The organism is Phytobacter sp. (assembly GCF_059074235.1).
Map to the genome: position 1 here is coordinate 1,073,862 of NZ_JCACPZ010000004.1, position 14,340 is coordinate 1,088,201.

At 56.0% G+C, this 14,340-nt stretch carries 12 protein-coding genes; 8 read left to right on the top strand and 4 right to left on the bottom strand.

Annotated elements, in window-relative coordinates; all coding sequences use genetic code 11:
• Nucleotides 1-237: 237 nt before the first annotated feature.
• The 3 genes from AC5JPW_RS09085 to ybbA all read right to left on the bottom strand — a co-directional run bounded on the left by AC5JPW_RS09085 (nucleotide 238) and on the right by ybbA (nucleotide 4,663).
• On the bottom strand, nucleotides 238-1,383 hold the full coding sequence (locus AC5JPW_RS09085) for a porin (RefSeq protein ID WP_494239716.1): 1,146 nt from the start codon (nucleotides 1,381-1,383) through the stop codon (nucleotides 238-240).
• Nucleotides 1,384-1,562: 179 nt separating this feature from the next.
• Complete coding sequence (gene ybbP, locus AC5JPW_RS09090; RefSeq protein ID WP_494239717.1) at nucleotides 1,563-3,980, bottom strand: putative ABC transporter permease subunit YbbP; 2,418 nt, start codon at nucleotides 3,978-3,980, stop codon at nucleotides 1,563-1,565.
• Nucleotides 3,977-4,663, bottom strand: a complete 687-nt coding sequence (gene ybbA, locus AC5JPW_RS09095) for a putative ABC transporter ATP-binding protein YbbA (protein WP_494239719.1) — start codon at nucleotides 4,661-4,663, stop codon at nucleotides 3,977-3,979. Before ybbA ends, ybbP begins: the two co-directional genes overlap by 4 nt.
• On the opposite strand from ybbA, the gene tesA reads away from it, so the two are divergent.
• The 7 genes from tesA to AC5JPW_RS09130 all read left to right on the top strand — a co-directional run bounded on the left by tesA (nucleotide 4,631) and on the right by AC5JPW_RS09130 (nucleotide 11,273).
• A complete protein-coding gene (gene tesA / locus AC5JPW_RS09100) occupies nucleotides 4,631-5,257 on the top strand; it encodes a multifunctional acyl-CoA thioesterase I/protease I/lysophospholipase L1 (RefSeq protein WP_494239721.1) in 627 nt (208 codons plus the stop codon). The two genes, ybbA and tesA, sit on opposite strands and share 33 nt — an antisense overlap.
• Nucleotides 5,258-5,285: 28 nt before the next feature.
• The gene (locus tag AC5JPW_RS09105) at nucleotides 5,286-6,053 is read left to right on the top strand and encodes an SDR family oxidoreductase (protein WP_494239722.1); all 768 of its coding nucleotides are present in this window, start codon (nucleotides 5,286-5,288) and stop codon (nucleotides 6,051-6,053) included.
• Nucleotides 6,054-6,112: 59 nt separating this feature from the next.
• On the top strand, nucleotides 6,113-6,967 hold the full coding sequence (locus tag AC5JPW_RS09110) for a co-chaperone YbbN (RefSeq protein WP_494239724.1): 855 nt from the start codon (nucleotides 6,113-6,115) through the stop codon (nucleotides 6,965-6,967).
• Nucleotides 6,968-7,052: 85 nt separating this feature from the next.
• On the top strand, nucleotides 7,053-7,970 hold the full coding sequence (locus AC5JPW_RS09115) for an SPFH domain-containing protein (protein WP_494239725.1): 918 nt from the start codon (nucleotides 7,053-7,055) through the stop codon (nucleotides 7,968-7,970).
• Complete coding sequence (locus AC5JPW_RS09120; protein ID WP_494239726.1) at nucleotides 7,967-8,431, top strand: NfeD family protein; 465 nt, start codon at nucleotides 7,967-7,969, stop codon at nucleotides 8,429-8,431. Before AC5JPW_RS09115 ends, AC5JPW_RS09120 begins: the two co-directional genes overlap by 4 nt.
• A 2-nt stretch (nucleotides 8,432-8,433) precedes the next feature.
• Nucleotides 8,434-10,593 (top strand): PA5441 family protein, encoded by a 2,160-nt coding sequence (locus tag AC5JPW_RS09125; RefSeq protein ID WP_494239728.1) that lies wholly within the window; start codon nucleotides 8,434-8,436, stop codon nucleotides 10,591-10,593.
• Nucleotides 10,563-11,273 carry a DUF3142 domain-containing protein gene (locus AC5JPW_RS09130; protein ID WP_494239729.1) on the top strand — a complete coding sequence of 237 codons (711 nt, stop codon included), beginning with the start codon at nucleotides 10,563-10,565 and terminating at the stop codon, nucleotides 11,271-11,273. Before AC5JPW_RS09125 ends, AC5JPW_RS09130 begins: the two co-directional genes overlap by 31 nt.
• Here the strand turns inward: AC5JPW_RS09130 and cueR are convergent.
• Nucleotides 11,263-11,673 carry a Cu(I)-responsive transcriptional regulator gene (gene cueR, locus AC5JPW_RS09135; protein ID WP_494239731.1) on the bottom strand — a complete coding sequence of 137 codons (411 nt, stop codon included), beginning with the start codon at nucleotides 11,671-11,673 and terminating at the stop codon, nucleotides 11,263-11,265. The two genes, AC5JPW_RS09130 and cueR, sit on opposite strands and share 11 nt — an antisense overlap.
• A gap of 108 nt (nucleotides 11,674-11,781) precedes the next feature.
• Between cueR and copA the strand changes: the two genes are divergently transcribed.
• Nucleotides 11,782-14,283 carry a copper-exporting P-type ATPase CopA gene (copA, locus tag AC5JPW_RS09140; RefSeq protein ID WP_494239732.1) on the top strand — a complete coding sequence of 834 codons (2,502 nt, stop codon included), beginning with the start codon at nucleotides 11,782-11,784 and terminating at the stop codon, nucleotides 14,281-14,283.
• The last annotated feature ends 57 nt before the right edge of the window (nucleotides 14,284-14,340 follow it).

A 14,340-nucleotide genomic window follows, 5' to 3' on the forward strand; every position in this document is an offset into this window, starting at 1 on the left:
ACGCAGCGGTAATTGAAAAAAATTCATGTTGTTGTGAACTATGTCACTGAATGATGTGGAGATTTGGAAGGGTAACGCGATGAAGCATAAAGAAAAGCGAAACACATCCGCCTCTCTTTATGCTTTTTTTAACTTAGCAAAGTCAGATCTTTGCTAATAAGACATCAATATTGGGTCAGTTGGCGTTAACAGCCCGAGTTCAAACGGGCAAGCAAGATAGCCTAATGACCCAGAATGTCAGAAGTCGTAGCGAAGACGCACTAAGTTCATATCGCCCAGATCGTCGGTGCTGGAGGTAAACACGTGTTCGTAATCCACACGGAAACCGTAATCCAACTGGAAGCTCACACCTACACCGTTGTCGATACGCTGGTAGTTACGACCATTGACGTATTCGATACGGTCGCCCATCACGTACGGCTGGACGGATTTCAGCGCGAACTGACCAACAGGGATTTTATAACCTGCAAAGTATTCAACGCCCCACGCATCACCTGCGAAGTAGTTGTTAACAGATACTTTTTTGGTGGTCATAAAGTTCTGGTACCAGCCACCGCCTGCGGAGAAGGTCCAGTTATCCGGCGTCCAGCTCAGTGCCGTACCCAGGATATTCTGGTCGTAGGTTTTGCCTTCGCCATTATTCGGGTTACGCATTTCAGCACGGGTGTAGTTCCATGCAGCACCCCAGGTGAGGTCAGTGGTCAGATGGTAATCCAGACCCAGTGAACCGCCGCCTTTACGTTTGTAACGCAGGCCGTTACCTGGCAGATATTCGCTGTCATCAAACAGGTATGACGCGTAAACATCCGCATCACCGAAGCTGTTTTTGTATTTCAGCATATTGCGGGAACGGTAAGAACCATCGTAGTCACCATTGATACCGTTACCTGGTGCCTGACCGACCATATCGTAGTCCCAGATATCGGTTTTCGCGCCCACTACATCGTAATACACGCTGTTCTGCTGACCGTAGGTCAAGGTACCCCAGGTTTTGCTTTTCAGACCGGTGTAGAGCATACGGCGTGAGGTGTCGTTGGCACCGTCCGCGTGGTGGTTATCCCAGTCGAAAACCGCCGGAATATTGACGCCAAGCTCGTAGTAGTTGATCCAGCTGATGTCATCAAACAGGTAGTAATCGGTCGCGAAGCGGAAACGGGTGCCGCCATCAAAGCCGTTACGTTTGTATGAACCTTTATCGCCATCACCGGTCATCATGTTGAACTGCGGACGAATACTACCGCCCACGGTGAAATTCAGACGGCTCAGTGGGTTGCCCGCCTCAGGATCTTGTTTCAGCAGAGTGATTTCTGCTTGTGATGCAAATGAAGTCAGCGCCAGTGCTGCGCCGATCGTCACCGCCAGCGCTTTAATTTTATGTGCCATGCTTTTTCCTTGGTTAATGAGCAGCCAAATAATTGCCCGCTGAATATTAACGCCGAACAAGCATGCTATGTTGTCGAGTTTTTGGTGGTTTGTGCTGTTAAAAATCAGGCGGTTAGCATTTTGTGCACTTAAAAAAATACACGCCGATGGTTTAACCGGCGTGTAATGAAATCGCCATATTATGAGAGGTTGAATTGCCGGAACAGCGCCTTGCCCTTGAGTAAGCGCGTACCCAGCCAGCCGCCGCAGACCGAAAGCAGCAACGCGCCGCAGACGGGCAACGTTACCCACAAACGCCAGTCCGGTTCCCATGGGAAGTCAAAGACATACGTTTGCAGCACCGCCAGCGCCGTTTCCGCGCCAATCGCCGCGACCAGTCCTGAAACAAACCCGAGCAGGGCGAACTCACACCATAAGGTAGTACGCAGCAGCCGCTTGCCTGCCCCGAGCGTGCGGTAAACCACCAGTTCCTGATGACGCTGACGCATCCCCACCTGCACCTGCGCTAACAACAGCAAAATACCGCAGGCGGTGACCAGTACCACCATCACCTCAAGCGCACGACTGACCTGCTCCAGCACCTGACCGACCTGTTTTAAAATCGCGCCAATGTCGAGCAGGCTAATGGTCGGGAATTCGCGATTAAGCTGGGTGAGCATACCGTTGCCGTTCTGCCAGCGGAAACTGGTCAGCCAGCTTTGCGGCTGCCCGTCCAGTGCGCCCTGCGGGAAGATAAAGAAAAAGTTCGGGCGCAGGCTCTCCCAGTCCACTTTACGCAGGCTGGTGACTTTGGCACTGAACTCCTGGGTATCGCCAGTGAAGGTGACGGAATCTCCGAGCCTGAGTTTGAGGCGTTTTGCCAGCTCTTGCTCAATAGACACTTCCCCGGCTTTCGGCGGCCAGGTGCCCGCGGTCACCGGATTGTGGTTCGCTTCCACTCCCTGCCAGGTCAGGTTCAGCTCGCGGTTAAGCGACTCATCACTGTTACCGTCGGTGGCCTGGCCGTTAATCTGCGTCAACCGGGCACGCACGATAGGCCAGAACGTTTGCGGGATCACGTGATGTTCGGAAAGGAAGGCTTTTACTGGCACCACCTGTTCCGGGGCGATGTTAATAAGAAAATAGTTTGGGCTTTCCGGCGGTAACTGCTGCTGCCAACGATCAAGCAAGTCCCCACGCAGCACCAGCAGCATCGCCAGTAGCATAAAGGAGAGGGAAAACGCCGATAGCTGACTAAACGTCGCCCCCGGCTGGCGCAGGAGACGGTTCACCGCAAGACGCAACGGAAGTGCCTTCAGCGTCAGCTTTTTCATCACCCGCAGCAGCAGCCAGCCCACCACGCCACAGACCAGCGCCAGGACCACTGCGCCCGCCAGTACCGACCACAGCAGCATGCTTGCTCCCATCAGCCAGGCCAGCAGCAATACAGCTACGCCACAAATAACCGGGAGATAAAACTTCAGCGGCCAGACGTCTGCTACCGCATCACGACGCAGCACTCTCAGTGGCTGCGTGGCCAACAGCAGGCGATAGGGGCGCAGCCCCACCAGCAATGAGATCACACACATCGCGCCAATCGACCACACCCACGGCCAGCCGCTGGCAGCCGGCAGTGACACCGGCAGCACGGGTTTGAGCAGCACCATCAGGACTTTTTCAAAGCCAAGGCCAATCACGCCCCCGGTCACAGCCGACAGTACTAGTACCATCAGCCACTGGCCGACAATCAGTTTGCGCAGTTGCGCCCTGCCCGCCCCCAGCGTTTTGAGGATGGCGACCAGATCATAGCGGCTGCGACAGTAATGGCTCATCGCCACGGCAACGGCTGCCACCGCCAGTAAGAGCGTCAATAATGCAGAGAGCAGCAGGAACTGCTGCGAGCGTTGCAATGACTTGCCCAGCGCCCCTTCATCCTGCTCAAGGCCATACCAGCGGTGCTCCGGTTTGAGCTGCGGCAGCAGCCAGCTTTCGTAAGCCTCCAGTTGCGCATGCGTACCGGCAAACTTTACCCGCCAGCTCACGCGACTGCCCGGCTGAACCGCGCCGGTTTTCGCCACATCAGCGGTGTTCATCAGCAGACGCGGTGCCATTTCAAACGGGTTAAACCCGGAATCCGGCTCCTGAATCACCTCCCCGGCAATGCGCAGGGTGGCGTCGCCCACATCAATGGTGTCGCCGGTTTTCAGATTCAGCAGCGCCATCAGGCGTGGGGCCAGCAACACCGTTCCGGCTTTCGGTTTGACCTCAGCAGGCATGGTTTGCAGGTCGCCGTATAATGGGTAGCTATCGTCAACGGCTTTGACGTTTGCCAGTTGCGGCGTGTCACCCGCAAAGGTCATGGTGGCAAAAGAGAGTTGTTCACTGACTTTCAGACCGTTTTTACGCGCTTCATCCAGCCAGGCGTGTGGGATTTCACGGGAGCTGCGTAGCGCCCGATCGCCGGCCAGAAATTCACGGCTCTGCTGGCTTAAGCCCTTTTCCATACGGTCGCTGATATTGCCGAGTGCCAGCACGCAGGCCACGGCCAGACTCAACGCCAGCCAGACAATTAATAATGAGGGGGAACGCCATTCGCGCCAGAACCAGCGGGCTATCATGCTTCCTCCCGCAGTTCACCGTTCACCAGACGCAGGCGTCGATCACAACGCGCTGCCAGCGCCGGATCATGGGTCACCAGGATTAACGTGGTGCCATATTGCTGATTCATGGAGAAAAGCAGGTCGGCAATTTTATCGCCCGTCTGGCGGTCGAGGTTCCCGGTGGGTTCATCGGCAAACAGCAGATCGGGTTGACCATTAAAGGCGCGGGCCAGCGCCACGCGCTGCTGCTCACCGCCGGAAAGCTGTGCCGGAAGGTGATCGAGGCGTTTGCCCAGACCTAATGTTTCCAGTAGCGCTTTTGCGCTCGCCCGGCTTTCGCCGCTGTTTTCTCCGCGCAGCAGCGCCGGAAGCTCGACGTTCTCCAGCGCATTCAGGGTCGGGATCAGCATGAAGGACTGGAAAACGAAGCCGACGCTATCGGCTCGCAGCTTCGCACGTGCCTCTTCATCCATCGCATGCAGCGGCTTGCCAAGCAGGTTCACTTCGCCGCTGCTACCATCATCCAGTCCGGCGAGGATCGCCAGCAATGTCGACTTACCCGAACCGGACTCCCCAATCAGGGCAATGGTCTGCGCCCGTTTGACAACCAGCTCAACTCCGGTAAGGATGGAAAGTTCATGCTCCCCTTGACCGACGGACTTCTTAAGATGATGAACTTCAACAATGTTTTCCGCTGGCATTTGGCCTTCCTGTTTCTGCTTCTGTTTAGCCTGCGCGCCGCCGCGGCGGACACGTTACTGGTTCTTGGAGACAGCCTGAGCGCGGGCTATCGTATGGCGGCTAATACCGCCTGGCCTGCACTGCTCAATGATAAATGGCAGCAAAAGCCACCGGTCATCAACGCCAGTATCAGTGGCGATACCTCCCAACAGGGGCTGGCGCGTTTACCTGCGTTGCTCAAAGAGCATCAGCCACGCTGGGTGCTGGTGGAGCTCGGCGGCAACGACGGTTTGCGTGGCTTTGCACCGCAGCAAACGGAAGCGACGCTGCGTACCATTTTACAGGCGGTGAAAGCGGCAAACGCCGAACCTCTTCTCATGCAAATACGACTGCCCGCTAACTACGGTCGCCGTTATACTGAGTCATTCAGTGCGTTGTATCCTAAGCTCGCTAAAGAGTTTGATATTCCTCTGTTGCCCTTTTTTATGGAAGAGGTCTATCTGAAACCCCAATGGATGCAGGATGACGGTATTCACCCAAACCGTGACGCTCAGCCCTTTATTGCTGACTGGATGGCAACCCGGTTGGCTCCTTTAGTTAATCACGACTCCTGATTTATCAGGGACGCTTTCAGGTAAAGTTATGCAAAAAACGGTCTTAATTACAGGATGTTCCAGCGGAATCGGTCTGGAAAGCGCCCATGAACTCAAACGTCAGGGGTTCCGCATACTGGCTGCTTGCCGGAAAAGCGACGACGTGGAACGCATGAACCAGGCCGGATTTACCGGCGTGCTGCTGGATCTTGACTCCCGCGAGAGCGTGGAGCGCGCCGCCGATGAAGTGATCGCCCTGACGGAAAATCGCCTGTACGGCATCTTTAACAATGCGGGCTTCGGCGTTTATGGTCCACTCACCACCGTGAGTCGCGAAAAGATGGAACAGCAATTTTCTGCCAACTTTTTTGGCGCGCATCAGCTCACCATGCGTCTGCTTCCGGCGATGATCCCGCATGGCGAAGGGCGTATTGTGATGACCTCGTCGGTGATGGGCCTGATTTCCACCCCTGGCCGAGGCGCTTACGCAGCCAGCAAATATGCGCTGGAAGCCTGGTCGGACGCGCTGCGTATGGAACTGCGCCACTCCGGTATCAAAGTGAGCCTGATTGAACCCGGCCCGATCCGCACCCGCTTTACCGAAAACGTCAATCAGACCAGCGATAAAGCAGTGGAAAACCCGGGCATTGCCGCACGTTTTACCCTCGGCCCGGAGGCCGTTGTCGCCAAAGTGCGCCATGCTTTTGAGAGTCCGAAGCCGAAACTGCGCTACCCGGTGACCGTGGTGACCCACGTAGTAAGCCTGCTTAAACGCCTGCTCCCGGCGCGCGCAATGGATAAAATTTTACACGGGTGAGTTGAAGGCGTAGCGCCTGTCCCCCATGTATGTGTAAACACTTAAACAGAGAAAGGCCCATGTCTGTACAGAACATCGTCAACATTAACGAAGCAAACCTACACCCGACGCTTGAGCAGTCAGCCACTGTCCCGGTGCTGTTCTATTTCTGGTCTGAGCGCAGCCAGCACTGTCTGCAACTGACCCCGGTGCTGGAAAGCCTGGCCGCACAATATAACGGTCAGTTTATTCTGGCGAAGGTAGACTGCGATGCTGAACAGATGCTCGCGTCCCAGTTTGGTCTGCGAGCGATCCCGACGGTTTACCTGTTCCAGAACGGCCAGCCTGTCGATGGCTTCCAGGGACCGCAACCAGAAGAGGCGATTCGCGCCCTGCTGGATAAAGTTCTGCCGCGTGAAGAAGAGCTGAAAGCCCAGCAAGCCATGCAGTTGATTCAGGAAGGCAACCACGCCGATGCGCTGCCGCTGTTGAAAGACGCCTGGCAGCTCTCGAATCAAAACAGCGAAATCGGTCTGCTGCTGGCTGAGACCCAGATTGCCCTTAACCGTTCGGAAGATGCCGAAGCCGTGCTGAAAACCATTCCGCTGCAGGATCAGGACACCCGTTATCAGGGGCTGGTCGCGCAGATTGAACTGCTGAAACAAGCCGCCGACACACCAGAAATTCAGCTATTACAACAACAGGTTGAGCAGAACCCGGCGGATGCGCAACTTGCCACGCAACTGGCATTGCAACTGCATCAGGTGGGCCGTAACGAGGAAGCGCTGGAACTGCTGTTCACCCATTTGCGCAAAGATCTGGGTGCCGCCGATGGCCAGGCGCGCAAAATGCTGCAGGAGATTCTGGCGGCTTTAGGGACCGGTGATGCGCTGGCCTCGAAGTACCGTCGCCAGCTCTACTCTCTGCTTTACTGATCCCGCCTGCTAAATTTGGGGATCGCGCTGTTATGATCCCCAAATTTGTTTAGAATGACATCAAATTAAACAGGAGGTTTATTTGATGCTCATCGTTATCCCCATTCTTATCTTCGTCGCGCTGGTTATTGTCGGTGCCGGTGTCAAAATCGTGCCGCAAGGCTATCAGTGGACGGTGGAACGTTTCGGGCGTTATACCCGTTCGCTCCAGCCGGGCCTGAGCCTTGTCGTGCCATTTATGGACAGGATTGGTCGCAAGATCAATATGATGGAGCAGGTGCTCGACATCCCTTCTCAGGAAATCATTTCCAAAGATAACGCCAACGTCTCCATCGACGCCGTCTGCTTTATTCAGGTGATTGACGCGCCCAAAGCCGCCTATGAGGTGAGCAATCTGGAACTGGCCATCATCAACCTGACCATGACCAACATCCGTACCGTTCTCGGCTCCATGGAACTGGATGAAATGCTCTCCCAGCGCGACAACATCAACACCCGTCTCTTGCATATTGTGGATGAAGCCACCAATCCATGGGGCATCAAAATCACCCGTATTGAAATTCGCGACGTCCGCCCACCGGCTGAACTGATTGATGCCATGAATGCGCAGATGAAAGCCGAACGTACAAAACGTGCCTACATTCTGGAAGCGGAAGGGATTCGTCAGGCAGAAATCGTGAAAGCCGAAGGTGAGAAGCAGTCAAAAATCCTCAAGGCAGAAGGTGAGCGTCAGTCTGCCTTCCTCGAAGCAGAAGCCCGTGAACGTTCGGCGGAAGCGGAAGCCCGGGCAACCAAAATGGTTTCTGAGGCGATTGCCGCTGGCGACGTGCAGGCGATCAACTACTTCGTGGCACAGAAATACACCGAAGCGCTGCAAAAAATTGGTTCCGCGAACAACAGCAAAGTGGTGATGATGCCGCTGGATGCGAGCAGCCTGATGGGCTCGATTGCCGGTATTGCTGAACTGGTGAAAGACAGCAGCAGTGAGCGGAAAAAACCATGATTGCCCTGCTCTTTGAACATGCGTATATCTTCTGGCTGAGTCTCGGTGGTCTGTTGCTGGCCGCTGAGATGCTCGGCGGCAATGGTTACCTGCTCTGGAGCGGCGTGGCAGCGGTCATAACCGGCCTGCTGGTATGGGTCGTGCCCTTTGGCTGGGAGTGGCAAGGGGTGCTTTTTGCGGTGCTGACGCTTATCGCAGCCTGGCTCTGGTGGCTGTGGCTGTCGAAGCGTGTGCGAGAGCAGAAACCCGCAGATGCCGCGCTCAATCAGCGTGGTCAGCAGCTGGTTGGCCGTCGCTTTACGCTGGACAACGCGCTGGTCAACGGACGTGGGCATATGCGTGTCGGTGACAGTTCCTGGCCTGTTAGCGCAGATGAGGATTTCCCGGCTGGCGCAAAAGTTGAAGTGGTCGCCGTCGAAGGCATTACGCTTCGCATCAAACTCTTTTCAGAAAAAATCTAAAAATGCCTAAATTGAAAACAGGGAAATGGGTTTTCCTCGCGACGGCTCTCGCCAGCGCAAACGCCTTTGCATCGTCGGATATGGGGAGTTGCCCCTGGGGCGTTGAAGGTTGCTACCTTTCCAGCCCACCCGTGCTGGGAACCGGCAACGATACCCGCGATAACCTGCTGCGTCTGACGGGCGAAAAGCTGTCACTGACTCCACTGCGCCAGCCGGTACCGCAAGATATCACCCGTAGCCGCAACTACTATTTCGGCGAGCATATCGAAGAGTGGTATGCCGCTCCGGCACAAACTGAGACGCCCCCCGTCGAAGACACGACGCTGGATGAACAGCTCAAACAGCTCGCACTGCCACCGGAGCTAATCAAAGAGACTACCCTGAAAGGGAATGATGCCGAAGGGCGCTTTGTCTCCAATAATCGCGATTCGGTCTCCCATTTCTATGCCGCGTTGCTGGCTGAACCGTCATTCACGGCGGAACAGCGAACGACGCTTGCCAAAGCCCGACTCCAGATCCCGGGCGATGAGTCCGATCTTAAAGAACTGACCGCCCTGGCTGCTGATGCTGATTCTGCGGCGGCACATTTTCGTGATTACCTGCTGGCAGCCAACGATTTCTATCTGGGCAATTACGGCGAAGCGGCTGAAACCTTTACCCACCTGAAAACGGTACAACAACCGTGGCTTGCCGAAACGGCGGCCTACATGTTGATGCGCACGTCGCTTAACCAAAGCGCGACCAATGCCAATGGCGAATATGGTGATTTTGACGTTAAAAAGGTCGACAAGGCCGCCGTCGGTCAGGCCCGTGATTTTGCAAAAGCCTATCTCGACCAGTGGCCGAAGGGTGAGTATGCGGAGTCCACTCAGGGGCTACTTCGCAGAATCAACTGGTACCTTGAAGACTGGGATGCGCTGGCTGCACTGTATGAAAAAGCCTTATTGCAGGCCAAAAGCGATGACGCACTGGTGGCGTTGATTGCTGAAAATGACAGCAAAATGCAGAGCAAAGATCTGACGCAGTACGACGGATACTTTGTCAGCGCGCCGGATGCCCCGCTTATTACCTTCACCCAGACGCTGCGCCTGATGCGCCCGACAAAATGCAATGACCGGGCTCCCTGTGTGGACGACGCGTTCCTGCAAAACATCAAGCCCATCTTTGAGAAGAGCAATACCACCGATCTGTGGCGCTATCTGACGCTTAAACTCGACTACGCGCAGGAAAAATTCCCGCAGGTCGTACAGGCGATTAAACCGGCAGACACCCTGCCCGCCAATAATATTCTGTTGTTCAGCGAGCAGTCGCTGTATGGCGAAGCATTGATGGCGCAAAAGCAGTGGCCGCAAGCGCGTGCCCACTGGTTGCATTTGCTGAAGCTGACTACCGACGTTGAGCAACAGCAGTATCTGCAGGCCAAAGTGGCCGCGACGGATGCGCTGAGCGGCAATGCTGATGCCATCTTTGCCGCCGACAGCGCGGTGAAAAACCTCCGTTACCGCTCACTGGTGCTGAAAACACTCGCCACACCGGAGCGTCTGCGCGAGCAGGTCGTGAACGGCCCGAACAACGAAGAACGCACTATCGCCCTGCATACGTTGCTCATCAAAGATTTGATTGGCGGCGAATACAAAAGCTGGCTGGAAGACAAAAAACTCAGCAGCCATATTGCGCAGCCGGTGATTGATAAAGCGTTCGACGATGTGAGTCTGAATGTCTTTGGCTGGGACGGGAGTCAGGCGGATGGCGAATATCAATGCGCATCGCTGGAAAAAACCGTCGGTGTACTGGCACAAAGACCGCAGGACGCCCATGCCCTGAACTGCCTCGGTGAGTTCTTCCGTACCACCAGCGCCAGCGTCTCCACCTGGAAAGAGTCAGAAGGCAACGGCATGCTCGATAGCGCGGTAGAAAAAGCGCTGGAGAGCGGCAAGTCTGACCGTCAGCGCTACTATCAGCAGGTCATCGCGGACAAAAAAGCGGAGCCGGAAGATAAGAGCTTTGCCCTCTACCGTGCCGTGATGTGCTATTCCCCGTCTGGCTATAACGACTGTGGCGGTGAAGAAGTCGATAAGGCGCAGCGCAAAGCCTGGTTCACGCAGCTTAAAAAGCAATATCCGGGCAGCGTGTGGGCACAACAGCTCAAGTACTACTGGTAATTGCCGCGTTGCTACTGCCGCCAGCCACATCGGCGGCAGTCAAGGCGGATGAGCATCGTGCGTTCTGGCTGTGGTCGGGGGTCAAACCGACTTCAGCGCTGAAGGGTGCGCAGACCGTTTATCTGCATCAGGCTGAGATTTTGCTGCGCCCCTCTGGCGTTGTGTTTCAAAAAGTTGGCCTGCCGGTCAGTCACCTCACCTTCCCTCGCATCTGGCTAACAGTGCGTATCGAAACGCTGGACGTGCCGGACGCGTACTTCCGGCGTCTCAACACACTGCTCGATAACTGGCAAAAAGCGGGTAATCAGGTGGTGGGTCTACAAATCGATTTTGATGCGGCGACACGTCGACTGGGTGACTACGGAATGTTCCTCAAGCGCGTAAGGGTGCTGATGCCGCCGCAGTATGCACTCGGCGTCACCGGGTTACTCGACTGGGCGAAAACGGGCAATATCGCGGTACTCAATACGTTGCCCGTTGATGAACTGGTCATTCAGAGCTATCAGGGACGTCATACCGTGCCCAACTACGCCGAGTATCTCCCAGCCCTTACCGGGCTGCATATTCCCTTTAAGCTGGGCCTGGTGCAGGACGGTGAGTGGGACCCGGCCCAGGTACCCCGGTTCTCTGAAGCGTATCGTGGAACGGTTATCTTTATGCTCAACCCCATCAGGCGTTAGCTTTATGGTGGCAGCAGCCGGAGAGGTTCTCGATTATCGGGCAGTCCGCGCTGTCATCCCCCGGACAGGCGTCTGCCAGGGAGAGAAGCTGCTTACGCATCGCTTCCAGTTCCACAATGTGACGCTCAATTTCCGCCACTTTTTGCAACGTACGGGCTTTTACATCCGCGCTGTGGCGAGCCGGATCGTTAAACAGATTCACCAGTTCACCGCACTCTTCGAGATTAAATCCCACCTGGCGCGCCTGGCGTAACAGCGTCAGTTCGTTGATGTGCTGCTGGGTGTAGCTGCGGTAACCGTTGTCCCCGCGCAGTGGCGGTGTTACCAGACCTTTGTCTTCATAAAAGCGAATCGCTTTGCTGGTCAGCCCGGTCTTTTTGGCCACGATACTGATATTCACATTTCCCCCTTGACCTTCCCCTTGATGGAAGGTTTAACCTGTTCCACAGTCAGTACACGTGATTAATCAGGTCAATGTTTATACGACCAATCATACAGGAAATTAATTATGTCTCACATTATAGAGCTGGAACTGGATGGGCTCTCCTGCGGCCACTGCATCAAACGGGTCAAAGAAAGTCTGGAGCAACGTGCCGATGTCGAGCAGGCTGAGGTCACCATTACCCATGCGCAGGTAACCGGCAGCGCAGATGCCTCTGCACTGATCGACACCATCAAACAAGCCGGGTACGACGCGAGCGTCAGCCACCCAAAGGCTAAACCGCTGGCAGAGTCATCAATCCCGTCGGAAGCACTGACAGCGGCCACTCCTGAGCTTCCGGTAGCCGATGACCTTGATGACAGCCAACAGCTTTTAATCAACGGCATGAGCTGCGCCAGCTGTGTCTCCCGGGTGCAGAAAGCCTTACAGGCGGTACCAGGCGTGACGCAGGCACGGGTCAACCTTGCGGAGCGCTCTGCGCTGATCATGGGCAGTGCCTCCGCATCTGATTTAGTCCTCGCCGTCGAAAATGCCGGATACGGCGCGGAAGCGATTGAAGATGATATGAAACGCCGGGCGCGTCAGCAGGAAACGGCGCTCGCCACCATGACGCGTTTCCGCTGGCAGGCGATTGTCGCCCTGCTGCTCGGCGTGCCGGTGATGGTGTGGGGCATGCTCGGTGACAATATGATGGTCACCGCTGACAACCGCACCTTGTGGCTGTGTATTGGCGTACTGACACTGGGCGTGATGATTGTGGCCGGTGGACATTTCTACCGCAGCGCCTGGAAAAGCCTCACCAATGGTACCGCCACTATGGACACGCTGGTGGCGCTGGGTACGGGTGCGGCCTGGCTCTATTCAATGAGCGTCAACGTCTGGCCGCAGTGGTTCCCGATGGAAGCCCGACATCTCTATTACGAAGCCAGCGCGATGATTATTGGTCTGATCAACCTCGGCCATATGCTTGAAGCCCGCGCACGTCAGCGTTCGTCAAAAGCGCTGGAAAAGTTACTCGACTTAACGCCGCCCACCGCACGTGTGGTGACCGAACAGGGTGAAAAAAGCGTACCGCTGGCGGACATTCAGCCGGGAATGACGCTGCGCCTGACCACCGGCGACCGCGTACCGGTCGATGGCAATATCACCCAGGGCGAAGCCTGGTTCGACGAAGCCATGCTGACCGGTGAACCGGTACCGCAGGAAAAAAGCGCAGGCGACGGTATTCACGCAGGGACCGTGGTGCAGGACGGCAGCGTGCTGTTTACTGCTAGCGCCGTCGGCAGCCACACCACGCTGTCGCGCATTATCCGCATGGTGCGTCAGGCCCAGAGCAGCAAACCGGAGATTGGTCAGCTTGCCGATAAGATCTCCGCTGTATTCGTTCCGGTCGTGGTCGCCATTGCCCTGTTGAGTGGGGCTATCTGGTATCTGTTTGGCCCGGCGCCGCAAATTGTTTACACGCTGGTGATCACCACCACGGTGCTCATCATCGCCTGCCCTTGTGCTCTGGGGCTTGCCACACCGATGTCGATTATTTCTGGCGTAGGCCGTGCAGCAGAGTTCGGCGTGCTGGTGCGTGATGCTGATGCGCTGCAACGCGCCAGTACGCTGGACACTTTGGTGTTTGATAAAACCGGTACCCTGACCCGCGGCATGCCGCAGGTGGTAGCGGTTAAAACGATGAACGGTTTTAGCGAAACGCAGGCTATCGCGTTTGCTGCCGCGCTGGAACAAGGCTCCAGCCATCCGCTGGCGAAAGCGATTCTGGAAAAAGCGGGCGACAGCGTGCTGCCTGACGTACAGAACTTCCGAACACTGCGTGGGCTTGGGGTGAGCGGAGAAAGTCAGGGACGTTCGCTGCTGCTGGGCAATCAGGCATTGCTTACCGGGCAGAATATTGCGCTGGATGGCCTCAACGATGAGGTTAACGCGCAGGCATCGCAAGGTGCGACGCCGGTACTGCTGGCGGTGGACGGAAAAACGGCCGCGCTCTTTGCTATTCGCGACCCTTTACGTGATGACAGCGTCAGCGCCCTGCAGCGTCTGCATCGTGCGGGCTATCGTCTGGTGATGCTCACCGGAGATAACCCGGTAACCGCCAACGCCATTGCCAAAGAAGCGGGCATTGATGAGGTCATTGCCGGTGTGCTGCCGGATGGTAAAGCCGATGCGATTAAAAAATTGCAGTCGGAGGGTCGCCGGGTCGCCATGATTGGTGACGGGATAAACGACGCGCCAGCACTGGCTCAGGCGGAGGTGGGTATTGCAATGGGCGGCGGCAGCGATGTCGCTATCGAAACCGCTGCGATTACCCTGATGCGTCATAGCCTGACGGGTGTGGCTGATGCACTGGCGATTTCTAAAGCCACGCTGCGTAATATGAAACAGAACCTGCTGGGTGCATTTGTCTACAACTCGTTGGGTATTCCGATTGCCGCCGGGATTTTGTGGCCACTCACCGGCACTTTGCTGAACCCGGTAGTAGCAGGTGCGGCGATGGCGCTGTCGTCCATAACGGTCGTGAGCAATGCGAACCGGTTGCTGCGTTATACCCCAAAGGAGTGAACACCATCCCCACCACTGCGGTGGGGAATTTGCACCTTTTCCCCCTACGCGCTAGCA

What these genes read in the sequence shown, in the direction of transcription:
- ybbP (WP_494239717.1), bottom strand. Translation starts at nt 3,980, where the DNA reads ATGATAGCCCGCTGGTTCTGGCGCGAATGGCGTTCCCCCTCATTATTA.
- AC5JPW_RS09115 (WP_494239725.1), top strand. Translation starts at nt 7,053, where the DNA reads ATGCTCATCGTTATCCCCATTCTTATCTTCGTCGCGCTGGTTATTGTC.
- copA (WP_494239732.1), top strand. Translation starts at nt 11,782, where the DNA reads ATGTCTCACATTATAGAGCTGGAACTGGATGGGCTCTCCTGCGGCCAC.
- AC5JPW_RS09085 (WP_494239716.1), bottom strand. Translation starts at nt 1,383, where the DNA reads ATGGCACATAAAATTAAAGCGCTGGCGGTGACGATCGGCGCAGCACTG.
- AC5JPW_RS09120 (WP_494239726.1), top strand. Translation starts at nt 7,967, where the DNA reads ATGATTGCCCTGCTCTTTGAACATGCGTATATCTTCTGGCTGAGTCTC.
- tesA (WP_494239721.1), top strand. Translation starts at nt 4,631, where the DNA reads ATGATGAACTTCAACAATGTTTTCCGCTGGCATTTGGCCTTCCTGTTT.
- AC5JPW_RS09125 (WP_494239728.1), top strand. Translation starts at nt 8,434, where the DNA reads ATGCCTAAATTGAAAACAGGGAAATGGGTTTTCCTCGCGACGGCTCTC.
- ybbA (WP_494239719.1), bottom strand. Translation starts at nt 4,663, where the DNA reads ATGCCAGCGGAAAACATTGTTGAAGTTCATCATCTTAAGAAGTCCGTC.
- AC5JPW_RS09105 (WP_494239722.1), top strand. Translation starts at nt 5,286, where the DNA reads ATGCAAAAAACGGTCTTAATTACAGGATGTTCCAGCGGAATCGGTCTG.
- AC5JPW_RS09110 (WP_494239724.1), top strand. Translation starts at nt 6,113, where the DNA reads ATGTCTGTACAGAACATCGTCAACATTAACGAAGCAAACCTACACCCG.